The sequence below is a fragment of the Mycobacterium attenuatum genome, assembly GCF_900566085.1.
Taxonomy (GTDB): Bacteria; Actinomycetota; Actinomycetes; order Mycobacteriales; family Mycobacteriaceae; genus Mycobacterium; species Mycobacterium attenuatum.
In genome coordinates, this window is the sequence record NZ_UPHT01000028.1 from 1 (window position 1) to 24,019 (window position 24,019).

General features: G+C 65.4%; 17 protein-coding genes and 2 pseudogenes. 10 read left to right on the forward strand and 9 right to left on the reverse strand.

The window, feature by feature from the left end:
• From EET13_RS04415 to EET13_RS04430, 4 genes are all read right to left on the reverse strand, one after another.
• Positions 1-143: PPE domain-containing protein (locus EET13_RS04415; protein ID WP_483237958.1), on the reverse strand; the 143-nt coding region annotated here is incomplete at its 3' end.
• Positions 144-339: 196 nt separating this feature from the next.
• A complete protein-coding gene (locus EET13_RS04420; RefSeq protein ID WP_136623101.1) occupies positions 340-1,140 on the reverse strand; it encodes a glycine-rich domain-containing protein in 801 nt (266 codons plus the stop codon).
• Between the two features lie 158 nt (positions 1,141-1,298).
• A complete protein-coding gene (locus EET13_RS04425) occupies positions 1,299-1,964 on the reverse strand; it encodes a hypothetical protein (RefSeq protein WP_122441160.1) in 666 nt (221 codons plus the stop codon).
• A 761-nt stretch (positions 1,965-2,725) separates the two neighbouring features.
• Entirely contained in the window at positions 2,726-3,877 is a 1,152-nt protein-coding gene (locus tag EET13_RS04430; protein ID WP_122441161.1) for an FIST signal transduction protein, read from the reverse strand.
• An 843-nt stretch (positions 3,878-4,720) separates the two neighbouring features.
• Between EET13_RS04430 and larE the strand changes: the two genes are divergently transcribed.
• From larE to larC2, 3 genes are read left to right on the forward strand one after another with little or no spacing between them, the layout of a single operon-like run.
• On the forward strand, positions 4,721-5,518 hold the full coding sequence (larE, locus tag EET13_RS04440; protein ID WP_122441163.1) for an ATP-dependent sacrificial sulfur transferase LarE: 798 nt from the start codon (positions 4,721-4,723) through the stop codon (positions 5,516-5,518).
• Positions 5,515-6,171 (forward strand): nickel pincer cofactor biosynthesis protein LarB, encoded by a 657-nt coding sequence (gene larB, locus EET13_RS04445; protein ID WP_122441164.1) that lies wholly within the window; start codon positions 5,515-5,517, stop codon positions 6,169-6,171. The genes larE and larB overlap by 4 nt, the downstream gene beginning before the upstream one ends.
• Positions 6,168-7,334, forward strand: coding sequence for a nickel pincer cofactor biosynthesis protein LarC2 (gene larC2, locus EET13_RS04450; protein ID WP_122441165.1), 1,167 nt, complete (start codon positions 6,168-6,170; stop codon positions 7,332-7,334). The genes larB and larC2 overlap by 4 nt, the downstream gene beginning before the upstream one ends.
• A gap of 6 nt (positions 7,335-7,340) precedes the next feature.
• Here larC2 and EET13_RS04455 read toward each other — a convergent pair whose 3' ends face one another.
• Together EET13_RS04455 and EET13_RS04460 are read right to left on the reverse strand one after the other, a co-directional pair.
• Positions 7,341-8,555 (reverse strand): MFS transporter, encoded by a 1,215-nt coding sequence (locus tag EET13_RS04455; RefSeq protein ID WP_168990674.1) that lies wholly within the window; start codon positions 8,553-8,555, stop codon positions 7,341-7,343.
• A 254-nt stretch (positions 8,556-8,809) separates the two neighbouring features.
• A pseudogene (locus EET13_RS04460) lies at positions 8,810-10,753 on the reverse strand (SEC-C metal-binding domain-containing protein); the annotation flags it as partial.
• 304 nt (positions 10,754-11,057) lie between these two features.
• Between EET13_RS04460 and EET13_RS04465 the strand changes: the two are divergent.
• From EET13_RS04465 to narI, 5 genes are all read left to right on the forward strand, one after another.
• The gene (locus EET13_RS04465) at positions 11,058-12,014 is read left to right on the forward strand and encodes a class I SAM-dependent methyltransferase (RefSeq protein WP_122441168.1); all 957 of its coding nucleotides are present in this window, start codon (positions 11,058-11,060) and stop codon (positions 12,012-12,014) included.
• Between the two features lie 107 nt (positions 12,015-12,121).
• Complete coding sequence (locus EET13_RS04470; RefSeq protein ID WP_280177659.1) at positions 12,122-13,318, forward strand: MFS transporter; 1,197 nt, start codon at positions 12,122-12,124, stop codon at positions 13,316-13,318.
• The gene (locus EET13_RS04475) at positions 13,315-16,989 is read left to right on the forward strand and encodes a nitrate reductase subunit alpha (protein WP_122441170.1); all 3,675 of its coding nucleotides are present in this window, start codon (positions 13,315-13,317) and stop codon (positions 16,987-16,989) included. Before EET13_RS04470 ends, EET13_RS04475 begins: the two co-directional genes overlap by 4 nt.
• The gene (narH, locus tag EET13_RS04480) at positions 16,989-18,638 is read left to right on the forward strand and encodes a nitrate reductase subunit beta (protein WP_122441171.1); all 1,650 of its coding nucleotides are present in this window, start codon (positions 16,989-16,991) and stop codon (positions 18,636-18,638) included. The genes EET13_RS04475 and narH overlap by 1 nt, the downstream gene beginning before the upstream one ends.
• 37 nt (positions 18,639-18,675) lie before the next feature.
• Positions 18,676-19,392, forward strand: coding sequence for a respiratory nitrate reductase subunit gamma (narI, locus tag EET13_RS04485; protein WP_168990676.1), 717 nt, complete (start codon positions 18,676-18,678; stop codon positions 19,390-19,392).
• A 56-nt stretch (positions 19,393-19,448) separates the two neighbouring features.
• Here the strand turns inward: narI and EET13_RS04490 are convergent, their stop codons facing one another.
• The 3 genes from EET13_RS04490 to EET13_RS04500 form a co-directional block, all read right to left on the reverse strand.
• Positions 19,449-20,711, reverse strand: a complete 1,263-nt coding sequence (locus EET13_RS04490; protein WP_122441173.1) for a metal-dependent hydrolase family protein — start codon at positions 20,709-20,711, stop codon at positions 19,449-19,451.
• A gap of 558 nt (positions 20,712-21,269) precedes the next feature.
• The gene (locus tag EET13_RS04495; RefSeq protein ID WP_136623102.1) at positions 21,270-22,208 is read right to left on the reverse strand and encodes a hypothetical protein; all 939 of its coding nucleotides are present in this window, start codon (positions 22,206-22,208) and stop codon (positions 21,270-21,272) included.
• Positions 22,205-22,717 (reverse strand): hypothetical protein, encoded by a 513-nt coding sequence (locus EET13_RS04500; protein WP_136624807.1) that lies wholly within the window; start codon positions 22,715-22,717, stop codon positions 22,205-22,207. Before EET13_RS04500 ends, EET13_RS04495 begins: the two co-directional genes overlap by 4 nt.
• Before the next feature lie 11 nt (positions 22,718-22,728).
• Between EET13_RS04500 and EET13_RS04505 the strand changes: the two genes are divergently transcribed.
• Entirely contained in the window at positions 22,729-23,022 is a 294-nt protein-coding gene (locus EET13_RS04505; RefSeq protein WP_122441176.1) for a hypothetical protein, read from the forward strand.
• Positions 23,023-23,493: 471 nt separating this feature from the next.
• A pseudogene (locus tag EET13_RS04510) lies at positions 23,494-23,865 on the forward strand (DUF222 domain-containing protein); the annotation flags it as partial.
• Positions 23,866-24,019 lie beyond the last annotated feature (154 nt).

Genomic DNA, 24,019 nt, shown 5'->3' on the forward strand with positions numbered 1-24,019 from the left:
GATCGGTACATGCTGGCCGCGGAGCGCAGTTCGGCTGCCAGTAGTTGCCAGCTGGCCGCGGCGGCCCGCAGCGAACTCGATCCCGGACCGGTATACATCCGGGCCGAATTGACCTCTGGCGGTAACAGCGCAAAATCAAACACGATGGCTCCTGGCCTTGCTGGTGGTGAATGATGGGAAACCGCGGCCTGGTTGCCGCATTGACGAATTCATCCGGTGGCGTCCCGCTGACCGCCCGGCCCCACCAGGGGCTCGGGAAAGCCGTTGGCGTCCAAAGCCGGTGACACTGGTGACGTACCCGCCCGCCCTGCGGCGGCCCCGTCGACACCGAACATGTTGCTAGGGAGCGACTTTGAGTGCGCCAGACCGGACGAGCGCTTGAGCAAGGCCGACCTTTTCATCGTCGGTCAGGCCGCCGGGCAATTCCCGGACATAGAAGACGCCCGCTGCGATGATGAATTGCAGTGCCGCACAGGCCATATCGTTGACCGACAAGACGGCGGCGCCGTCGTCGCGATACAGCGCGACGTAGCCGTCACTGCGAGCCAAGGTAAGCCGGCCGCGGCGGTCGTCGACAAGCATCCGCCGGTTGACGGTGATAAAGCAGACGTCATGCCAGACATCGGGGAGTGGTTGTCCGAACAATGCTTCGTAGCGCTCGCGGAAATCGGTGAACGTGGACTTTCGCCGCGGGCCCATGCCATTCACTGGAATTGCTGGCAGCCGAATCTTCGCCGCCGTCGCGCCCTTCCCGTTGTGCCCGGGGTCGGAGTGGATAGTGGGGGTATGGTTGAGATAATGGCCGAAGAACCGCCGCCCGTAGTCCGCATACTGATCGGTGAACAAGATAAATGTGTGCCAGGCGGCATCGACCATCTCCGAATACATACCGATAGCCATGTCGTGGCTCAGCTCGCATAACACCAGATACTTCTTGACTTCAGTGAAAAGCTCCTCGGCCTGAGCGCGGGTCTCGACCACCCGGTCGCTAAGCAGCCGATCAAGCACATACGGCGCCTCGAAGGCCAACGCCTCACGAAGCTGACCGTCGAGCACCTTCGTGCCCGAATCATCGTTTCCAGTAGGTGTGATGCCGGAGGTGGCGGTAGGGGGCGGGGCACTATCGGCAATGGTTACCATAACCTCGCCCGCTTTCTTGCCGAGGCCGGAAATCCGCACTATGCCGCTGGTGTTTCCGGGTTGTCGAACGCATATACATCTCGGACCCAAATGTCTTTCCGATCACGCCAGTCCGGTCATACCGGATCAGCGCGAAATGCCGATCTGCCTGTTAGCCGTTAGTTGTCAGGGGTATACGGGTCGCCTGCGGCATACGCGGCTGCATAGTCGAGATCCGATTGCTCTTCACTATTAGGGTCGTCAGGCCGGTATTCGTTGTTGTTCGCTTGCCATTCCGCGATGCTATTCGTGCCTGAACTGTCGTCATCGGAGTCGCTCGAGCTGTAGTAGTCGTACTCGTCAGACCCGCCTGCTGCGCCGGTGCTGAACGTAACTTGCGGCCCGGTTGGCTGGTCGTTACTGGGGACCACGATCGTCTGAGTATCTGCGGGAGGTTCATTGGCGCCGCCGGAACTGCTGGTTGCGGTAGTGCTGTCTTGGGTAGTAGCCGTCGTGTCATTCGAATTGCTCGACGTGCCGCCGCTGAGGCTGCTACCGGAAGTGTCGTTGGTGTTGCTCGTGCAGCTGTCGAGCTTGAATCCGCCGTGGGAGGCCAGCGTGATGGTAAGTCGCCCCACATCGACGCCGAGGCCGTTGGCGGTGGTCGGGCTTGAGGCGTCGACGATGCCGGCGATGCCGCTGGTCAGTGCCAGCGCTCCCAGCGTGGCGCCGGCCGCAAGCCTGCCTCGCCGCGACTTGGCGGTCCCGACTTTGGGTTGCGCCGAACCAGATTCGGCATCGTCGGCGGTGTTTTCAGGTCTTGGGCTACGGGTCGGTTTGGACATGGGCGGATGGGTCCTTTCTGCGATGCGGGGTCAAACGATGTCTTCGATGTGCCATTCACGGTGTCGCCAGTGTGTTCACCCCAGACCGGTGGCGGGAGTGTGCGCCAACGCTGCTGCGGCGACACCGGCGCCATAGCCTGGCCGGTATGCGCCGGCGCGAGCCGCGGAATTGGCCGGCACTTTCGGGCGGTCACCTCGGCGGGCGGTAAACCATTGCTGCTCAACATCGTTGAGGCGGCAGCGAGACCGAGGCAGCAACCATCGCCGAAATCATCGGAGCCGTTGTACGCCGCTACCGGCAGCGCGTTCAACCACTTCACCGATGCCGTCGCGCCCGCTGCGTATACGGGAACCACCCACAGCGTCACTGCCGACATCCCTTCGGATCGCTTGGTACCCCGCGCCTGTGTTGACTCCCTCGTCGCCCAGCGGCGGCTATATACGTCTGTATCAAAATTTATACATCTGTATCGGACATAGTTGCAGAAGTCAACTTTGTAATCAATCCAGGCGGGATGCGACCGTGGCACGACGGCTGCGGCTCGAGATCGGTGCGGCGTTGGGCCGCTCGTTCGCGGAGCGTGCGGCCGCCTAATGCGTTTATCCGGCTACGCACGCCTTACGGCAGACGACGCTCTGTCCTGGGTCACGATCGAAATCTGTTGTGCCGCTGCGGTTGCCGCAATCGCGCCGGCACCCGGCTGGCCGGGCGCAACGCATAATGCGTGTCAGCTGTGACACCAGTGACGCACCCCGCGCAGTCAGTCGACGAACAGCGCCAACGACGCCGTGTAGCCGTGCAGCGCGTTGCGGCCGAAAACCGGGCCGATCTCGCCGGCGGCGAAGAAACCGGCCAGCGGAATCCCACCCAGCAGATCCTCGATCGTCGACGCGTCGTGGTCGGCCACCCCGAACATCCGCCGTCCCCGCCCGTTGCAGGTGAACAGCAGCGCGCCCGCCGGACGCCCACCGAGCTCCGCTGCCGCCCGCTCCACGGCCAGGTGCAGGTCCTTGTCCGCCGACGCGGCGTCTCGGACCTGGAACTGCACCGTGGTGCCGATCTCGACGACCTCGCCGATCTCGATCACCCCGGTCGAAGGATCGGCGCCCAGCAGCCCGCGGATCAGGAAGTCGCCCTGTCCTGGAGTCGCCAGGTGCTCGTCGACCACGATGCCGATCTGCAGGCCACGGCTGACCAGCTCCTGTTCGTGCAACGGCAGCGCCTCGACACTCTCGCGCAGCCGGTGCAGCGGCGGGCGCCCGCCCAGCTCGGTGATCACCGCGCCATCCGCGCCGGTGACGATGTAGGGACGGCCGATTGGCCGGCAGCCCTGCGATACGACGGGGATGCTGCGCACACCGGGCAGGCGCACCCCGACGAGCCCGGAGCTGAACACGCCGCGATCGCGAAACAGCCGGCTGCCGCCCGGTCCGCGTCCCCCGCTCACCAGGCCACCCACCACGGTCGTGCCCGGCAGGTCGCTGTTGAGGTGCTCGATGAGCAGACTCGACGGGAATGTGTACGGGTCCGGCAACAGCAGATGCAGATCCTGGGCGGTCCGATCGAACCGGTAACCGGTCAGCAGTCCGCCCGAACCGGTGCGGACGAAGTCCAGTTGGAACGTTTCGGCGGCCAGACCCGACGCCAGCCACACCGCCACCGCCGGCTGGTCCTCGATCTCATGCCGGCCGGCGACAACCGCCTGGGCGACACAGCCGATCAGCGGGGGGGAGCCGACGATGCGCTGCACCGCGGTGAGGACGTCTCCCGCCTGATCGGAGTGCGACCGCGAACCGAGCAGCACGGCCAATGACGGCGCCGCACCGGCGAGCTCGTCGCACGCCTGCGTGGCGGCCTCTACCGCCGCCTTGCGCGCATCGGGCGCGGTGGAGAATCCGACTCCGATCCGCACCCCTCCATCATGCGCCGATGCGCCGCTTCAAGAGAGCCGATTTTCGGACCGTTGCTCGACGGGACCATCTGCCACGGCGAAGCCGTCTAGCACGCCGAGCGGATCGGCACTGCGTAGCCTTGCAGCGATTCAGTCGTCGTTGAAGGAGTGCGCATGAAGATTGGGGCCTGCTGATCCACGTGGGTCGCCGCAGCGGGCGTCACTCCGGACGCTGATGGGCAGCCATCCCTACGGCGGCGGCTTCGTGCTGCCGTTGACTTATGGCACTCACACCGACTGGTACCGAAACCTCATGCCGGTGCTGGCGCGCTCGATGGGAAAGGGCATTGGCGCGCTCGATTGGAAGGGGCATAGCTATCGGCCGGAGGGGCCGGAACTCGATTCCGGGGTTGAGCCGATGCGGGTGTGGCCCGCGTCGGAACGGAGCATGTTGCAGTCAGCCAAGATCCATGACCTTGTGTGGCTGCATCAGAGCTCGGAGCCGGACCCTGGGGAAATATGCCATAGACAACAGTTGCTAAGCGCAATATTAGCACATATACTACTGCGAATTCGCCAACTCCCGAGGACCCGAGACTTCAATAACCACATCTCAATATGGCGTCAATATGGCGGCCGCTACCTCGATCCCTCGGCGGCGCCCGCCGCCGAGGGATCGGCGCTCAATCAGGTGCAGTTCACAGTCTGTGGATGCCAAGCCGTCGGCGCTCGAGCTGCGGCAATTCGCCAACGGCTCCTGGCACCAGGCTATCAGCATCCGCTGTACGGCCACCGATGGCCCGCCAATGCGACCATTATCAGCGAACACTAAACGAAGACAACGTATTTCGGAAAGGCAGGTCAATGCCATTAACTCGACTAGATCGCGTCCTGTGCGACATACCCACGCGCATCGTAGCGTGCAGCGGCGGCGTGGACAGTCTGCTACTCGCCACGGTCGCCCACCGAGCGGCGCCGCAAAGCACCACCGTGGCGCACGCGGTCACGCCGGCGGTTCCCGCCGCGGCCACGGCACGGGTTGTGGCGCATGCCGAAGCCGAAGGATGGACGTTGCAGCTGGTTCGTTCCAAGGAGTTCGACGACGAGCGCTACCTTTCCAATCCGCGTAACCGCTGCTATTTCTGCAAGAGTCACCTTTACACCGCGATTCGCGAACTGCCGACGTGCGACGGCGCAACAATGTTGAGCGGCGCCAACGTCGACGATCTCGGCGAGTACCGGCCCGGTCTGATCGCCGCCGAGGAGAATCACGTCCGGCACCCATACGTTGAAGCGGGTCTGGGCAAGGAAGACATCCGGTCGATCGCACGCACGCTGGGGTTGGATTTTGCGGATCTGCCCGCATCGCCATGCCTGGCCAGCCGCCTGTACACGGATACCGCTGTCACGCCGTTGCGGCTTCGCTCGATCGAGATCGGCGAAGACCTGCTGCGCATGCTGACCGGAATCGACGTCGTCCGGTGCCGGCTGCGTGAGGACGTCGTGCTCATCGAGGTTCGCGAGGAAGACGCCGCACGTGTCACCGACGAGGTCATCGACCGGGTGGCTGCGGCCATGCGGAGGGTGGAACCGTCGCTGCACCGAGTCGTCCTGGACGACAAGCCATATCGTCCCGGTCGCGCCCTGGAGCTGCTGGCATGACCGTTTGCTACGACTACACCCGCCTGGCGCGCGTCGGAATGCCCGAGGCGATCTTCTGCCTCAATAAGACGACCAGCCAGCTACGCGCCATCGTGACCGAGTTGCTCGAACGGCCCGACAACCCGGTTCTGTTCACCCGGATGAGCGACGCTCAATACCAGACCGTCCGGCCACTCACCGGCCAAGCGCTGGAATACGACGAGGAGTCGGCAACCGCTGTCCTTCATGGTTGTCTACCGGCCCGCAACGGCACGGTGGCTGTTGTCACCGCCGGCACCTCAGACATCCCCGTGGCGGCCGAGGCCTGCCGGACGCTCGAGTTCCTTGGCTTCAAGGCCGCGCGCATCGCCGACGTTGGTGTAGCCGGTATCTGGCGTCTGCTGGAAAGAGTCGACGAGATCGTCGACCACGACGTCGTGATCGTGGTTGCCGGCATGGATGCCGCACTCGCCTCGGTTGTCGGCGGGCTCACCGGCCAGCCCATGATCGCGGTACCCACATCGACCGGCTACGGCGCAGCCGCCGACGGCGAAACCGCGCTTCGCTCGATGCTGACCAGCTGTGCCCAGGGCGTCACCGTGACGAATATCGACAACGGCTTCGGAGCGGCGTGTGCAGCGAACCGAATCCTGCTGGCACTAAACCGAACATGATCGGCTGGATCGACGCCCGAGCCGGGGTGAGCGGCCAGATGCTGCTCGGCGCTCTCGTCGACGTGGGCGTGCCGTTGGAGCTGTTGCAGACGGCGGTCGACCAACTTGGCCTTGGCATCACGCTGGCGTCGACGCCATGCGAGCGGCGCGGCATCGGCGCCACGGAGGTGCGCGTCGTTGGCGACGAAGACCCGCAGATCCGGAACCTTGCCGAGATTTCGCGGCTGCTCAATCGAGTTGCCGAACCCGTTCGACAGTCCGTCCACGACATCGTTCGCCGGTTGGCCGAGGCCGAGTCGCGGGTATCCCGTATCCCATTGGAGAGTAGGAACTTCGGTAAAGACGCCAGCACCCTCGCTTGCATAGTCGCAGCGGCGGCCGGGTTCCATCGGTTGGGCTTGGAGACGCTGTACTGTTCGCCGGTCGGCCTTGGCAGCGAAACAGGAATGCAGGCTCCCGCCGTCGTGGAGCTGCTCAAGGGCGTCCCGGTGGCCGGCGGTACAGCCACCGCACACTGCCCCACACCTACGGGCGCGGCGGTGCTCGCGACGCTGGTGACGGATTGGGGCGAGCTGCCCCCACTCATCATGCGCCGGGTGGGATACGGCGCCGGCCAGCATAATTCGTTTGAGACGGCGAACGTGCTGCGCATCGTCGTCAGCGAGCCGGCCGGCCAACCGGCCTGCAGCGTGCAGCTCGAAACCAATGTGGACGACCTCGACCCGCGGGTGTGGCCGTACGTCATCGAGCGCCTGCTCGCCGCCGGAGCTTACGACGCCTGGCTGACCCCGATCATCATGAAGAAGGGGCGGCCCGCGCACACCCTGTCCGTACTGGCCCCAAGCCAGCGCGCCGCGGATCTGCGCGCGATCATTTTCCGCGAGACCAGCTCGATCGGATTGCGGGAATTCACGGTGGCCAAGCATCACAAGTTAGCCAGGTCCGAGAGCCTGGTTCAGGTTGGCGGGCAACCGATCCGGATCAAGACTGCCCGGCTCGACGGTGAAACCGTCAACGTCAACCCCGAGTGGCGTGACATTGTGGCTGCCGCAGAAGCTCTCGGACAGCCGGCCAAGCAGGTGTTAGCGCAAGCCCGGCGGGCCGCATCCGATCACAGCATGAGCGCCGCTGTTGAGCCCTCGCTGGCGATGCCTGGCTCATGAGCCGTATTACCCGGATGCGCCAAGTTCGTGCAGGGCGATGCGCGATGAGGTCAGGAATGCGGTGATCGCGAAAACGAGCACCACCGCGAGGAAGATCCACGGGAGCACGCGGCCAAGGGTGAACAACGAAGAGAACAGCCCTGGGCCGACGGCGATGGCGACGCCCCACGACAACGAGTAAACCGCGGAATGGCGACCCGCCCGGTCCCGCGGCGCAAAACTCAACATGACTTGGAACGCGGTGGCTCCCCAGGTGGCTGCGGCCAGGCTGAACAGCATCACAGCCGCCGAGAGCAGTACCATCCTGCCGATGTCGTCGGCTGCGACCATCGCGATCAGTGCCGCGAATGCGACTCCGAGCAGCCCGGCGGCTAGAGCCAACAGGCGCAGCCCCGGCCGAGAACGGCCCCATTTGGTCGCCAGCGGTGCGAACGCGGCGATCAACGCGCTTGCCAGCAGGTAGGCGACCGGCGGAGTCCAGGCCGGATATCCCAGCGCCAGCAGATACACCGGCAGGATCGAGTCGAACCCGACGCTTGCTAGTGCGAGCACGAAAACCGCGACCACGTATACCAAGAAGCGGCGTTGGGCCAACACGTCGCGGTACCGGCCGACGCCGCTGGTGTCGCGGTCGCTGGTCTTGTGATCGAAGTCGCGTAGCCGCCAGAACAGCAGTCCGCAGACCGCGAAGCTGACCGTGTTGGCCACCACGATGAAGCTCCAGAAAAGCCCACTGCCGCGTTCGGCCCACACTCCGAGCGAGGCGACCAGCCCACCGATCCCCAGGCCAATGCTGCGCATTGCGCTGATCAGCGAAAAGAGGCCGACGCGAGCGTCTTCCGCCGGAGCCAAGGCACGTACCATCCCCGGGTGCGCCACCCAGAACAGCCGGCCGGCGAAGCTCACCGCCATCGCAATGATCGCCAGCGAAGCAACGGTGTTGTCAGCCAGGTAGCACGGGAAGGCAATCACCCGGATCAATGAACTGAGCGTCGCCGAGCGAAAAGGCCCGATACGGTCGACGATGGCTCCCGTCAGCAAACCGCCGGCCAACAACGAAACGAGGCTGCCCATTGTCAGCGCGGCACCAGCGTCGACCAGCTTCATGCCGCGTCCATGCGTGAAGTACAGCAGCGCGAATGGAACCCACAGACCGTTGCCCGTGGTATCGATGACCATGGCAGTCAGGTAGCCGAAACGGTAGGGGTGCCCCGTTAGCACGCCCAACCTGCTGCCGCGGAGTGGTCTGTGGTCCCCGTCGCACATTCCAGGACATCGACTCCTCCGAGCCGCGCTAACAATTGCGGCCCCAAATGTCCGGACTGCGCTGACGTTGTCAGTCACCGGGTGCCGCAGCGGGCCAAATGATCCACCACGTTTCGCAATAGCGTACGTACATACTATTGCGCTACGCAACTATATCTATAGTCTTATTCGGGCGCGGGGTCGGGCGGTGCGGCAACACGAACCGCAGCCGGCGCGAACCGAAGGCTCAGGTAGGCCACCAGCGTCACCGCGTCGGGTTCGGTGTCGAGCAGTTCGATCAGCGGGTCGCGTTCGTGCAGCGCGACCGGTTCCACGCCGCCGAAAAATCGCATGGTGTCACCGGCCGGCAGCACCCGCGCGCACACCTGCTGCCCCGGCTTGAGCAGGCGGCCGGCCGCGTGCTCCCGCACCTCATGGGTGTCGCCGGTGCGCAGGTCGCGCACGGTGACGCTGTGGCCGCGTTGTACCCGCTCCACCTCGAACACCGACCGGTGCGCCAACAGCCACTGCTGTGCCAGCAGTCGCTCGTCGTCTGGCAGCAACGACCCGCGCACCTGTAGGAACTCCACGAACGCCCCGCCCTCGAACAGCACCGCGTCGATCACCAGCGGATCACCCAGCGCGGTGGTCAGCGCGTCCGGATCATCGCCGGCGTGGCGGGAGCGTTCGTGGGCGACCTCGATCAGCAGGTCATTCCAGCCGCTCATCAGCGCATGCTGGATGGCCTTCGCATACAGCCAGCGCGCTCGGTCGTTCAGCGGCAGCTGTTCACGCCCGAGATGGCACTTCTTGTACTTGCGCCCAGATCCGCACCAGCACAGCTCGTTTCGGCCGAGGTCGCGGCGCGGCTCGGCCCGGTACTGCTCTAGCAGCTCCACCAGCGGGTAGTCCGGCGCGGCGCCGGCGCGGCGCAGCAACGTTAGCCCGCGATCGACGTCACCACGATCGGAGGCGATGCGGGCCAGATCTAACAATGGCAACGGCCAATCCGGATCCATCGTCTCGGCAGCCAGCAGTTCGCGTTCGGCGGCTTCAACCTTGCCCATCCGCTCCAGCGCGACGGCGCGCAGCCACCGACACGCCACCCGCGCCGGGCGGGGCACCTTCGACTCCAGCACCTCGGCGAACAAACCCAGCCCGGCCGTCCCCACCCGGTCAGTGCCGATCGTTTCGGCCACCAACAGCTCAGCCAGCAACGGATCGGCGAGGGCGGCCCCGAACTCACCGACGAGATCCATGTCGGGTCCTGTCGCGCCGTCGGTGGCCGCGGTCAACGCTTCCTGCGGCGCCAGGCCCGCGTCGAGCAGCTCTGCGATCTGGTCGTGCAACGTGACCAGCACGTACAACGCGACCGCGTGGTTGGGGTCGAGTTCATGACGTTCGGCCAGCGCTTGGCACTCTAGCTTGAAAAGCCAAGCGGGAAAATCGAATCCGCCCGGCGCAAGCCACTCGCCGTGGCGCGCCAGACCGTGGTCGTGGACGATCTCGGACAGCGGCGGCAGCGGCTCGGTGAACAGCTGCGGGTCCTCCGCGCACAGCGTCCACACTGCGGCGTCGAAGTACGTCGGCTCCTGGGCGTGGAGCATCGCGGCTAGCCGCACACCCACTCCTTGGGCCGACGCGACCTCGGTGACCCGCTCGACCACCAGCCCCGCCTCGGTCAGCCGGACCCCGGCCAGGTCGCCCTCGGCCAACCCCAGCGCGCCTAATGTGCCCGGCGCCAGCAGCAGCGCCCCGCCCGGGTCGACCGCCTCGTCCGGGATGCCGCGCTGTTCGAGCAACTCGTCGTCGAAGTCGGCCAGCACCACCCCGGCCGGCGAACCGTCCGCGAGCCGCTGGTACTGCTCGTGCTCACACAGTGCGGTGACGGGATCGAGATCCGGGGTCACGTTGAGAGCGTCATAGGCCAGCTCTTCGGCGCCAAGCCGGTGGGTGAACACCCGCCCGGCCAGCAAGGTCGGCAGCCACACCCATCTGTCGTCAACCAATTTCGTTGCTGGACATTGTGTTTCGTCGAGTATCAGGTCAAGTTCGGCCTCCGGGTCGGCCATGCCGCTATCCCGTAGCCGCGCTGCAACGTCGTCCTCGTGCAACGGGCCGTGCTCGGCCAGGATTCTTACCAGGGTCTGCGAGCCTCCCAAGGCATCAGCCACGGCGACCACCCTATGCCGCGCGAAGCCGCGCCGCGAGAACCCCGCACGTGACAGTGTCTCGTTCACCGATGTCGACATCAATGGCGTAATCGTTCACCGGCAGGTGACCCCCACCTGGCTCAGCTGGCGCGGAACCACGACGGGCAGTTGACGAGTCTCGACAGCGAGCCGACGCACTTGCGCAAATGACGCCGCGATACTCATCCTCGCGGTCGGCTGATATCCGGCGGACCCGCGTCCCCCGAGCCTGTCGGTCTAGGCGCTGGCACGTAGGGTCGGTGCTCGAGCGGGAGGAAGTGAACGCATGGCCAGGACCGCCAGAACAGACAACGACAGCTGGGAGATCACCGAGAGCGTGGGTGCGACGGCACTGGGTGTGGCAGCGGCGCGCGCGGCCGAAACCCAGAGCGAGCAGCCGCTGATCCGCGATCCGTTCGCACGGGTTTTCCTCGACGCGGCCGGAGACGGCGTGTGGAACTGGTATTCGGCGCCGCAGCTACCCGCCGAGGTTCTCCAAGCCGAACCCGAAGCGCACCTGCGAATGCAGGCCATGATCAACTATATGGCCTGCCGCACAGCGTTTTTCGACACTTTCTTTCTTGACGCCACCCGCTCGGGTATCCGTCAGGCGGTGATTCTGGCCGCCGGCCTGGACGCGCGGTGCTGGCGGTTGCCGTGGCCTGCCGGCACCACGGTCTACGAACTCGACCAGCCCAAGGTGCTGGAGTTCAAAACGTCGACACTTCATGAGCATGGGGCCGAGCCGACCTGCAATCGAGTCGGCGTCCCGGTCGACCTGCGCCAAGACTGGCCGAAGGCCTTGCAGCAGGCCGGTTTCGACGCGTCGGCGCCGAGCGCATGGTCCGCAGAGGGGCTCATGCCGTACCTGCCGGCGGCTGCACAGGACTTGCTGTTCAACCGCGTTCAGGAGCTCGCGGTCAGCGGTAGCCGGATCGCTGTCGAGGCGCTGGGCCCCGATTTCCTGGATCCCGACTTCCGCGCCAAGCGGCGCGAGCGGATGGACCGCGTCCGGGCGTTGATGGCCAAGATCGACCCGCAGCGGGAGGTGCCCAGCACCGACGAGTTGTGGTACTTCGAGGAACGCGACGATGTCGGCGACTGGTTGCGTCGCCACGGCTGGGAGGTGACGGTGACGCCGTCCGCCCAGCTGATGGCCGGCTACGACCGCAACCCGCCGAAGGAAGTCGAAGACAGCGCCCCGCGGAATCTGTTCGTGTCCGCGGTGCGGGCTGGGGAATAGCACAACACGTACCGGGCCGCTGCGGGCCGGCCAATTAGCTCGGTTTGGTTTCGAACCGGTTGACGAGGTGATTGGGTATAGCCGTGGATACGGCGAGTACGCCGGATATCGGCGCACAGCGGAACGCGAACTTGGCCCTGGCGACCTGGGTCTCGACGATCAACTTCTGGGCATGGAACATGATCGGCCCCCTGTCGACCACCTATGCCGAGCAGATGCTGCTGTCGAGCGCGAAAGCCTCGCTGCTCGTGGCGACGCCGATTCTGGTCGGGGCGCTGGGCCGGATCGCCATCGGTTCGCTGACCGACCGGTTCGGCGGGCGCGCAATGTTCATGGCGATCTCGCTGGCGTCGATCGCGCCGGTGCTGGCGGTGGGGCTTGCCGGAAAATACGGTTCCTACCCGTTGCTGTTGGTGTTCGGGTTCTTCCTCGGGATCGCGGGCACGATTTTTGCCGTCGGCATCCCGTTCGCCAACGCGTGGTATCCGGCCGCCCGCCGTGGGTTTGCCACCGGGGTGTTCGGCATGGGCATGGTGGGCACCGCGTTGTCGGCGTTCTTCACACCACGATTCGTACGCTGGTTCGGCCTGTTCACCACTCACGTCATCATCGCCGTGGCGCTGGCGCTCACCGCCGCGACGTGCGTACTGGTGATGCGTAACTCGCCGGACTTCACGCCGAATACCGGTCCGGTGTTACCGAAGCTGGCCGCCGCCGCAAAGCTACGGGTGACGTGGGAGATGTCGTTCCTGTACGCCATCGTGTTCGGCGGCTTCGTCGCGTTTGCCAACTACCTGCCCACCTATATCAAGACGATCTACGGATTCTCCGCGGTCGACGCGGGCGCCCGCACGGCCGGTTTCGCGGTGGCTGCTGTGGTGGCCAGGCCGGTTGGCGGCGCGCTGGCCGACCGCTTCGCACCCAAGTACGTCGTCCTCGGGTCGCTGGCTGGCACTGCGGCGCTGGCGTCGATCGCGACGTTGAAGCCGCCGCCGGATGTGTTCTCGGCGCTGACGTTCATCACGCTGGCAATCTTCCTGGGGGCCGGTACCGGCGGCGTGATCGCCTGGGTAGCCCGCCGCTCGCCCGCCCAATCCGTCGGCACGATCACCGGCATCGTCGCCGCCGCTGGCGGACTGGGCGGTTACTTCCCGCCGATGGTGATGGGCGCCACCTACGACCCCGTCGAAAACGACTACACGGTCGGGCTGGCGCTGTTGGTCGCGACCGCCCTGGTAGCACTGGCATACACCGCGCTGGGATTGCATGCCGACGAACCCGAACGCAGGGAGGCGACTACGTGAGCAACCCGCCCGGGGGCCGCATCGAAGAACTCCTCGAGCGCACCGGAAGGTTCTTCACGCCGGGGCAGTTCTCCGCCGATCTGCGCACCGTCACCCGGGAGGGCGGGCGCGAAGGTGACGTCTTCTACCGCGACCGGTGGAGTCACGACAAAGTCGTTCGCTCCACCCACGGCGTCAACTGCACCGGGTCCTGCTCGTGGAAGATCTACGTCAAAGACGGGATCATCACCTGGGAGAACCAGGAGACCGATTATCCGTCCGTCGGCCCCGACCGCCCGGAATACGAGCCTCGCGGCTGTCCCCGTGGTGCCGCGTTCTCGTGGTACACCTATTCGCCGACGCGGGTGCGTCACCCCTATGCCCGCGGTGTGCTGGTCGAAATGTACCGGGAAGCCAAGGCGCGCTTGACCGATCCGGTGCTGGCGTGGGCCGACGTGGTGTCCGACCCCGACCGGCGCCGCCGATACCAGCGGGCGCGCGGCAAAGGCGGGCTGATGCGCATCACCTGGGCCGAGGCCACCGAGATGATCGCAGCGGCGCACGTGCACACCATCAAGACCTATGGTCCGGACCGCATCGCCGGCTTCTCGCCGATCCCGGCGATGTCGATGGTCAGCCACGCGGCCGGCTCCCGCTTCGTGGAGTTGATCGGCGGCGCCATGACGTCGTTCTACGACTGGTATGCCGACCTTCCCGTGGCGGCGCCGCAGGTGTTCGGCGACCAGACCGATGTGCCGGAGTCCGGCGACTGGTGGGACGCCGCGTACCTGATCATGTGGGGCTCGAACGTGCCGGTCACCCGCACGCCAGACGCGCATTGGATGGCCGAGGTGCGTTACCGCGGCACCAAGGTGGTCACCGTCAGCCCCGACTACGCCGACAACACCAAGTTCGCCGACCAGTGGCTGCCCTGTGCGGCCGGCACCGACGGCGCACTGGCCATGGCCATGGGGCATATCATTTTGTCGGAATATTTTGTCAAACAACGGATTCCGTTCTTCGTCGACTATGTGCGCCGGTTCACCGACCTGCCGTTTCTGATCAAGCTGGAAAGCCGCGGTGACGACGTGGTGCCGGGCAAGGTTCTCACCGCCGCCGACCTCGGCCACGACGTTGAGAACGCGGCGTTCAAACCGGTCTTGCTGGACGGCGCCACCGACCGGCCCGCGGTCCCGCACGGCTCGCTCGGCTTCCGGTACGGCGACGACGGCGTGGGCAAGTGGAACCTCGACCTCGGGGACATCGTGCCGGCGCTGACCGTCGCGCACCGCAGCGCCGGCGAAACCGCGCGAATCATCCTGCCGCGCTTCGACACCGCCGATGGCAGCGGCCAGACGATGATTCGCGGCGTCCCGGTGCGCCGCATCGGCGAGAACCTGACCTGCACGGTATTCGACCTGATGCTGGCCCAGTACGGGGTCGCCCGGCCCGGGCTGCGGGGAGACTGGCCCACCGGCTACGACGATGCGGGGTACCCGTACACGCCGGCCTGGCAGGAGCTGATCACCGGGGTGCCGGCGGGCAAGGTCATTCGGGTGGCACGTGAATTCGCCCGCAGCGCCGAGGAATCCGGCGGCCGGTCGATGATCATCATGGGCGCGGGCATCTGCCAATGGTTCCACGGCGACGCCACCTATCGGGCCGTGCTGGCGCTGCTGCTGCTCACCGGGTCGATGGGCCGCAACGGCGGCGGATGGGCGCACTACGTCGGTCAGGAAAAGTGCCGCCCCGTCACGGGTTGGGCGACGATGGCGATGGCCACCGACTGGTCGCGGCCGCCGCGCCAGATGGCGGGCACGTCGTACTGGTACGTGCACACCGACCAGTGGCGCTACGACGGCTACCGGGCCGACACGTTGGCCAGCCCCACCGGCCGCGGCCGGTTCGCGGGCAAGCACACCATGGACGTGCTGGCCGCCGCAGTCGCGATGGGCTGGACGCCGTTCTACCCGCAGTTCAACCGCTCCAGCCTCGACGTCGCAGACGAGGCACGCGCGGCCGGGCGGGACATCGTCGACTACGTGGCCGAGCAACTCGCCACGGGCGCCCTCAAACCGGCCCTGGCTGATCCCGACGACCCGGCGAACTGGCCGCGGGTGCTCAACGTGTGGCGCGCCAACCTGCTCGGCTCGTCCAGCAAGGGCAACGAATACTTCCTTACGCACCTGCTGGGCACGACATCGAATCTGCAAGCAGCGCCGGCGCCAGAAGCGTTGCGGCCCAACGGCATCGTTTGGCGCGACGATATTGGTGAAGGCAAGCTTGACCTGCTGATGTCTATCGACTTCCGGATGACGTCCACGACATTGCTGTCCGACGTGGTGCTGCCGGCCGCCACCTGGTACGAGAAGGCCGACCTGTCCAGCACCGACATGCATCCGTACGTGCACGCATTCAGCCCCGCCATCGATCCGCCGTGGGAAACCCGCTCCGACTACCAGGCATTCGGCGCGATCGCGAGCGTCTTCTCGGCCCTGGCGGCCAAGCACCTGGGCACTCGAACCGACGTCGTGCTCGGCGCGCTGCAGCACGACACACCCGGGGCGATGGCCTACCCGTCGGGAACCGAATACGACTGGCGCGCAACAGGAGAGCTACCCAAGCCCGGTAAGACCATGGGTACCATCGCGGTGGTCGAGCGGGACTACGCCGCCATTGCCGACAAGTGGGCCGCGCTGGGGCCGCTGGCCGAGCGGCTGGGGCTGACCACCAAAGGCGTCACCGTCTGGCCGGATCGCGAAGTCGACGAGCTCGCCGCCAAGTTCGGGGTGCTCAACTCCGGTCCCGCTGCCGGGCGGCCGGCGATCACCACCGCCGAGCGGATGGCTGACGTGATCCTGGCACTGTCGGGAACGAGCAACGGCCGGCTCGCAGTCGAGGGCTTTCATCAACTGGAACGACGGACCGGACGCCGGCTGGCGCATCTGGCCGAAGGCAGCGAGGAACGCCGCATCACCTATGCCGACGCCCAGGCCCGCCCGGTGCCGGTGATCACCAGCCCGGAGTGGTCCGGCAGCGAGACCGGCGGGCGCCGGTATGCGCCGTTCACGGTGAACATCGAGGAGCTCAAGCCGTTTCACACGCTCACCGGCCGAATGCACTTCTACCTGGACCACGACTGGGTCGAAGAGCTCGGCGAACAGCTGCCGATTTACCGTCCGCCGCTGAACATGTCGCGACTCTTCGGTGAGCCGAGACTGGGTGGTGACGGCGCGGTGCTGACCGTACGGTATCTGACGCCGCACTCGAAATGGTCCATCCACTCGGAGTATCAGGACAACCTGCTCATGCTGTCGCTGTCGCGGGGCGGTCCCACCATGTGGATGAGCGTCGGTGATGCTGCGAAAATCGCTGTGCGGGACAACGATTGGGTGGAAGCGGTCAACCGCAACGGGGTGGTGGTGTGCCGAGCGATCGTCAGTCACCGGATGCCCGACGGCGTCGTATTCGTCTACCACGCCCAGGAGCGCACCATCGACACGCCCCTGACCGAGACCACCGGGCGTCGCGGTGGCATCCACAATTCGCTGACCCGGCTGCTGATCAAGCCCAGCCACCTGGCGGGCGGCTACGCGCAGAACGCGTACGCGTTCAACTACTTAGGCCCAACCGGCAACCAGCGTGACGAGGTGGCCGTGGTGCGTCGCCGCTCCCAGGAGGTGGCCTACTGATGAAAGTCATGGCGCAGCTGGCGATGGTGATGAACCTCGACAAGTGCATCGGCTGCCACACCTGCTCGGTGACCTGCAAGCAGGCATGGACCAACCGCAGCGGCACCGAGTACGTCTGGTTCAACAACGTCGAAACCCGTCCGGGCCAAGGCTATCCGCGCACCTATGAAGACCAGACGCGCTGGCGCGGGGGCTGGGAACGCGACAAGCGCGGTCGACTGAGGCTGCGCGGCGGCGGCCGGCTGGCCAAGCTGCTGAAGATCTTCGCCAACCCCAAGATGCCGAGCCTCGCCGACTACTACGAGCCGTGGACGTACGACTACGAGAAGCTGATCACCGCCCCGCTGGGCGAGCAGATGCCGGTGGCGCCGCCGCGCAGCCTGATCAGCGGCAAGCCGATGAAGGTGTCGTGGTCGGCGAACTGGGACGACGACCTCGGCGGCTCGCCGGAAATCGTGCCCGGCGACCCGGTGCTGCAACAGGTCAGCGAACGGGTGCGGCTGGAACTCGAGCAGGCATTCATGTTCTATCTGCCGCGGATCTGCGAGCACTGCCTGAACCCGTCGTGCGTGGCGTCCTGCCCGTCGGGTGCGATGTACAAACGCACCGAGGACGGGATCGTGCTCGTCGACCAGGATCGTTGCCGCGGCTGGCGGATGTGTGTGTCGGGGTGCCCGTACAAGAAGGTGTACTTCAACCACAAGACCGGCAAGGCGGAGAAGTGCACGCTGTGCTATCCGCGTATCGAAGTAGGCCTGCCGACGGTGTGTTCGGAAACCTGCGTCGGACGGTTGCGTTACCTCGGTCTGGTGCTCTACGACGTCGACCGGGTGCTGGAGGCGGCGTCGGTGGAGCGGGAGGCCGATCTCTACCCTGCGCACCGGCGAATCCTGTTGAACCCCAACGATCCCGACGTGATCGCCGGCGCGCGGGCCGAGGGGATCCCCGATGAGTGGATCGAGGCCGCCCAGCGCTCCCCGGTCTATGCGCTGATCAACACCTACCAGGTGGCGCTGCCGCTGCATCCGGAATTTCGCACGGTACCGATGGTTTGGTACATTCCGCCGCTGTCTCCGGTGGTCGACGCCATCGGCCGCGACGGCCACGACGGTGAGGACCTCGGCAACTTGTTCGGCGCACTGGAGGCGTTGCGCATACCCGTCGAGTACCTCGCGGGGCTGTTCACCGCCGGTGAGACAACCCCGGTGGAATCCGTGCTGCGCCGGCTGGCCGCGATGCGCTCCTATATGCGCGACATCAACCTGGGGCGGCCGACACAGCCGCACATCCCGGAATCGGTCGGCATGACCGAAGAGCAGATCTACCAGATGTACCGGCTGCTCGCATTGGCGAAATATGAAGATCGTTACGTGATCCCGACCGCCTACGAGGTGGATGCCGATGCCGTCGAGGAACCCGGGTGCTCGTTGTCCTTCGACGGCGGCCCCGGGATGTACGGCTCCGGGCCGTTCGGTGAGGCCAGCGGAGTACCGCTGCCGGTGGCGGTCGAGACGTTCCATGCGCTGCGGCAACGGCAGACCAGTGAAGGGATGGCCGCCAACGCCAACCGTCCATCGCGGGTCAACCTCCTCAACTGGGACGGCCGGGGCGTGCCACCCGGCATGTTCCCGCGGGGGCGGCAGCCATGAGGTCGCTGCACGCGACGCAACTCCGGAGGTGAATGAGGTGCTCGGTCAGAGTTTCTGGGACGCGGTGCCGTATGTGGTGCTTGCTATCGTCGCCGTGGGCACCTGGTGGCGGTACCGCTACGACAAGTTCGGGTGGACCACCCGCTCGTCGCAGCTTTACGAGGTGCGGTTGCTGCGGATCGCGAGCCCGCTGTTCCACTACGGCATCCTGGTCGTGATCGTCGGACACGTCATCGGCCTGCTGATACCGGAATCATGGACGGACGCGGCCCGGGTGGGTCATCATGTCTATCACGTCCAGGCGGTTGTGCTGGGATCGATCGCCGGCATCACCACCCTGACGGGACTGGCGCTGCTGATCTACCGCAGACGTAGCCGTGGTCCGGTGTACCTGGCCACCACGGTTAACGACAAGCTCATGTACCTATTCCTGGTCGGGGCGCTAGTTGCGGGACTGTACGCGACCGCGCTGGGCTCAGGGACGTTCGGCGAGTCATACAACTACCGGGGAACCGTCTCAGTGTGGTTCCGGTCCATCTGGGTGCTGCAGCCTCGTGGCGAACTGATGGCGCAGGCGCCGCTGTACTACCAGCTGCACGTGATGATCGCGCTGGCGTTGTTCGCGATCTGGCCGTTCACCAGGCTGGTTCACGCGTTCAGCGCACCCGTCGCGTATTTGTTCCGGCCCTACGTCGTTTACCGAAGTCGCGGCCCCGCCGCGCGCGGGTCGCATCCGCAGCGCCTCCGGTGGTGAGTCGGCAGCGGGTGGCTGCTACGGGTCGGATGCATGGGCCGCCGGCTTGGATGTGCTTACGCGACAGCGCCTTTGACCAACCTGCCGTCTTTGATGATGGCGACGAAAGCCTCGTCGGGCCGGCTGATGAGCGAGATGTCGGTCACCGGGTTGCCGTCGACGAGAACCAAGTCGGCCAGGGCCCCTTCGGCCACGACCCCCAGGCGGCCCGGGTAGGGGTTGCGCGGTCCGGACATGGCCAAGAGCTCCGCGTTGCGGATCGTCGCCTGCTGCAGCACCTCGGCGGGTGTGTACCAGCGGGTGAGTTCGGCCAGCTGGGCGCCCTGCCGGCTGGCGAGTGCGGTGTCGAACAATATGTCGGTTCCGAATGCGACCTTGACCCGGTGTTTGATCGCAAGGCGATAGGCCGCGTCGGTGCCAGAGACCACTTGCCGCAGCTTTGCCCTCGTCTGCGGCGTGACGGGGATCGTGGGCTCGTCGTCGACGAACGGCTGCAGGCACCACCAGATGCCCTGTTCGGCGAGCAGTGCGGCGGTGTCCTCGTCGATGAGGTGGCCGTGCTCGATGCAACGGACTCCGGCGGCGACGGCGGCGCGGATCGCGCGGGGCGTGTAGGCGTGCACGGTGACGTAGGTGTCCCAGTTCTCCGCGGCCGCCACCGCCGCGCGCATCTCGGCTTCGGTGAACTGGGCGACGTCGATCGGGTCGTACGTCGAGCTGATCCCACCGCCGGCCATCAGCTTGAGCTGAGAGGCGCCGCGCCGCAACATCTCTCGCGCTCCCCGCAGCACTTCGGCTTCGCCGTCGGCGATGACGGCGGCACCGATGATCTCGGTGTAGCTCAGGTGTCCGCAGACACCGCGAGGGACCTCGTGGGGCAGCCGGAAATCGCCGTGGCCGCCGGTCTGGGAGATGAACCCGCCGGACGGGTAAATGCGCGGGCCGACGATCACGCCCTCATCGATGGCCTGCTTGATTCCGAACACCGGCCCGCCGAGATCGCGGACCGTGGTGAAGCCGCGCAGCAGCGTTTCCCGGGCGCCGGTGATCGCCTTCGCGTAGACGTAGCCGAGCTCGCTGAGCTGGGCCACCACTGCCGGGATGGTGGCGAACATCGCATGCCAATGCGCGTCAATCAGTCCGGGAATCAACGTTTTTGCGGTCCCGTCGATATGCGGGCCGGAGAATTCGGTTGAGCCTGCAGGTGCCACCGCGGCGATCAACCCGTCGGAGACAGTGACGTCCATGGGCCCGGTGATCCGGCCGTCGACGCTGTCGAAGACGCTGACGTTGGAAATGCGCAGTTCGTGTGTGTCCATGGCGGCTCCGAATCGGGGAGACTGCAGCGGGTCGGCGAACCCCGAAATAGAGTATGGTCCAGGCCGGACGTTCTTTTGGACCAAACTCCGGTTGACGGTAACGGATTGTGACGAGATTGCTACCGCAGTCGCCAACCGACCGGGTGACGGTCAATTGCCCTGGCTGGGTACGTCGGTGAGGTGCCGGAGTGTCGCAGTTGACACACGAGCAGCTGCCTCCCTGGCGTAGCACATGATTCGTCGTTGTGTGTGTCGGCGTGTTCTTGCCGTCGTTCTCCGTGGGGTGATCATTGGCGAGCCCCCGGATGGTCGTCGGGTGTGACGCAACCACTGGACACCGAGGTTGCCCTTTGCGCGGTCAAGGGATCGGCATCAAATCGGCACCTACTATGAATAGCTGGGAACAGCTGGTCACCGAACGATGACTAGGCGTCAACGTCGTAGACCGACATCGATTCGGCCGACGATGTCGAACCGCCCCCGACTCGCTGCCGGTACGTCGCGCGTGGCTCATCCGACAGCGATGGCTTCACGTCAGGAGCTTCGACGTTCGACCACCTATCCATCGCTGAACATGGCTTCCTGCTCACCGGCAGGCATGAGGTCGAGCAAGCCGTAGTGCTTTGGGCCGAGGCGGCCGTTCTGCGCTCGCCACCGAGTTGTCGATACGCGCGCGCGCACCCTGGTGCCCACCAAATTGCGCACGGTGGAAAGAAGGTCGCCTTCGATTGACCCGGCGATCTCGGAATTGTCGTCTTTGATCAGGTAGAAAACGCGACGAGTACCCCGAAACCCGTCAAGTTTGCCGACCACGGTTTCGGTGTCTTCGACGGTGTCTCGGTTACCCAAAAAAGTGAGAAGTTTCGCGGCGCGGTCGCGGGTCAGTACGGATTTGATTTCTTCGGCGCTGGTCTCCAGGTCGAGTTCGAGGCCTTCTGGCACCAAGGCCGCAACGTTACTAATGTCTTGTACGGCCAATCTCAATAGCCGTGGCGCGCCGAGGATTCCCTTTGCCGACTCCTCGTCGTCGGCGCTGGCTGGCAGGGTCTCGACCAACTCACGAATCGCCGCACCCGCTCGTCCCGACTGGATGCCGATGTCGTAACCGCCGGGGGAGAGCGGCACCGCCGGCACGCGGAAGTACACGGTATTGCCGACTTGGGCCTGTTGGACGAGCTCAGCGCGCTCACGGTCGCGGCGGGTCAGGGAGAGGGCTGTGGAGGTGGGACGGCGGGTTGCCTTGTCGACTCGCGCCACCGCGTTTTGGAAGGCCCGAGAGACCGTTCCGACGGTGTAGGAGTCGATGTCGTCGGCCCCGAGTATGGTCACCCGCAAAGTGTCGGTGAGGGTTGGCACCTGCCCGACGACTTGCGACCAGGCCATCATGATCACGCCCTGCTCGTAGGCGTCGACGAGTTCGTCGCCTGTTTCGGCGGCCAGCGCGGCATCACGCGCTCGGCGCAATGCGCCGAACTCGTCGACCGGATCCACAGTCATAGTGTTACCTCCACAAAGCCCTGCCGGGTACCCGGGAGGGTGCTTCCGTCCCGCCGGGTGATCATCGACAACCAGGTCGCCCAAAACGCCCGTCGGGCAGGGGACGCCAAATAAGCATCTACCAGCCCACCGACAGGGCGTAGCTCGGCGATGCTCACCATCATGGGCTTCTCGGCGAAGACCGTCTGCAGAGTGAGGAGTTGGTACACACCGTCGTTGCGGAGCAGGGTCCGCAGATGCTCGCGATCTTCGCAGAGATAGACGAGCCGGATTCCGGGGATGGTTTGCGCGTTGTGCGAGATGAAACCGCCGCCGAGCCACACGGGGGATGGCCCACCCATCTCATAGAGCAGGCTCAGATGGAGGGAGAGCGCGTCAAATCGCCTTATTCGAGATTCTTGGTTGGGAGCGCGAACCACAAACCAATCGTGAACCTCATCCAACGTTGCGGTATAGGGGGTGGAGCTGAAGTCAAGCCAACCGTCGGCACCCGGTTCGGATATTGCCACTGTCTATCCGCGTGCTTCTGGGCACATGGCGCTCCCTTTGCTGCATCGCTGTTCTCGAAACCAGCCAAATAATATCGGAACTCACGCATTGCAACGCGATTCGTGTCGGCGGTTTCGGTCGTCTTGACCTCACGACCGCCGTGCTCGAAGCCGCATTTATCGGTGCCGCAACGACGCTTGAGTTGAACTCGGCGAGACCGGTCTCTGAACCACCCCGGGCCGCCGAAGAATCCAAGTCGACATCCAAAGGCAAGGTCCGCCGCGGCAAAAACGTGTCACAGGCGCAGACAACACTGTTTCCGTAACCAAGAGCAAAGCGCTATTGCGCGCGAACACGTGCAAGATAGGAACAAGTTGTTCTGAATTGTCCTGGGGGACAGCAGCTTACGGCATCCAAGCTGATAGAACAGCCGCACCTACCATCTGCTGTTGATACTCGCGCTGTTCCAGCGCGGCTACGACTCAAACGGCCGTCAGTCATCAGCGGCGATCGCGCGCCGTTCTACGCTGCAGTCCAGCAAGGCCACGTTCTTCCGCGGCCTGGCCGCCCAATTCCTCGACGTTCAATACCGGGATAGGGCTGCGCGACTGGAGCGAGCCCACAGTCAGCGTTTTCGCCGCTGTCTGCCGCCGAACCCGGGCAACGCGATCTCGCCGCGCTGCTTGATGCTCGCGGGCTTGCGAGCACCGCGGTTACCGCATCGGCTTCACGCTTCGTTGTCGGCGGGTGGTCAGTTCCCATCGTGTTGTCGGTACCCTCGTCTAGTATCGCTCATATGTTCGAAGTATCGCTGCTGGAACCCGCGGAGCTGCGCCGATGCGACGACGCTTCGCTGGTAGCAGCGATCGAGGACTGCGCCCGCGCGGAGGCGGCCGCGAGTGCTCGGCGGTTGTCGGCGATCGCCGAGCTGACCTGTCGGCGCACCGCCAGCGACCAGCGCGCCGACTGGGCTTGCGACGAATGGGACAGCGCTGCTGCCGAGGTGGCTGCGGCGCTGGGTGTGAGTCACGGCAGGGCGTCTGGGCAGATGCATCTGAGCCTGGCGCTGAATCGGCTACCCAAGGTCGCGGCGCTGTTTTTGGCCGGAGGGCTTAGCCTCGATCCACGGATGGATTGGGTTCGTTTCGGGTGTCGAGATGAGGAAAGTGCCTTTTGACCTGGGATGATTGGAGTTTCCAGACAACAATCGTCCAGCTCAAGAAAGGCACTTTCGGTGAGAGTGTGTCACAGGTTCGCGCCCTCGTCGGCGGTGTTCGATGATGACAATCTCGTGTCGTGTGCTGGTTTGGTGCCGGTGATGA

Bases quoted from the DNA above. Each gene is read 5' to 3' on its own strand.
- larE (WP_122441163.1), top strand. From the start codon at position 4,721: ATGCCATTAACTCGACTAGATCGCGTCCTGTGCGACATACCCACGCGC.
- EET13_RS04425 (WP_122441160.1), bottom strand. From the start codon at position 1,964: ATGTCCAAACCGACCCGTAGCCCAAGACCTGAAAACACCGCCGACGAT.
- EET13_RS04495 (WP_136623102.1), bottom strand. From the start codon at position 22,208: ATGACTGTGGATCCGGTCGACGAGTTCGGCGCATTGCGCCGAGCGCGT.
- EET13_RS04490 (WP_122441173.1), bottom strand. From the start codon at position 20,711: ATGGACACACACGAACTGCGCATTTCCAACGTCAGCGTCTTCGACAGC.
- narH (WP_122441171.1), top strand. From the start codon at position 16,989: ATGAAAGTCATGGCGCAGCTGGCGATGGTGATGAACCTCGACAAGTGC.
- larB (WP_122441164.1), top strand. From the start codon at position 5,515: ATGACCGTTTGCTACGACTACACCCGCCTGGCGCGCGTCGGAATGCCC.
- larC2 (WP_122441165.1), top strand. From the start codon at position 6,168: ATGATCGGCTGGATCGACGCCCGAGCCGGGGTGAGCGGCCAGATGCTG.
- EET13_RS04420 (WP_136623101.1), bottom strand. From the start codon at position 1,140: ATGGTAACCATTGCCGATAGTGCCCCGCCCCCTACCGCCACCTCCGGC.
- EET13_RS04465 (WP_122441168.1), top strand. From the start codon at position 11,058: ATGGCCAGGACCGCCAGAACAGACAACGACAGCTGGGAGATCACCGAG.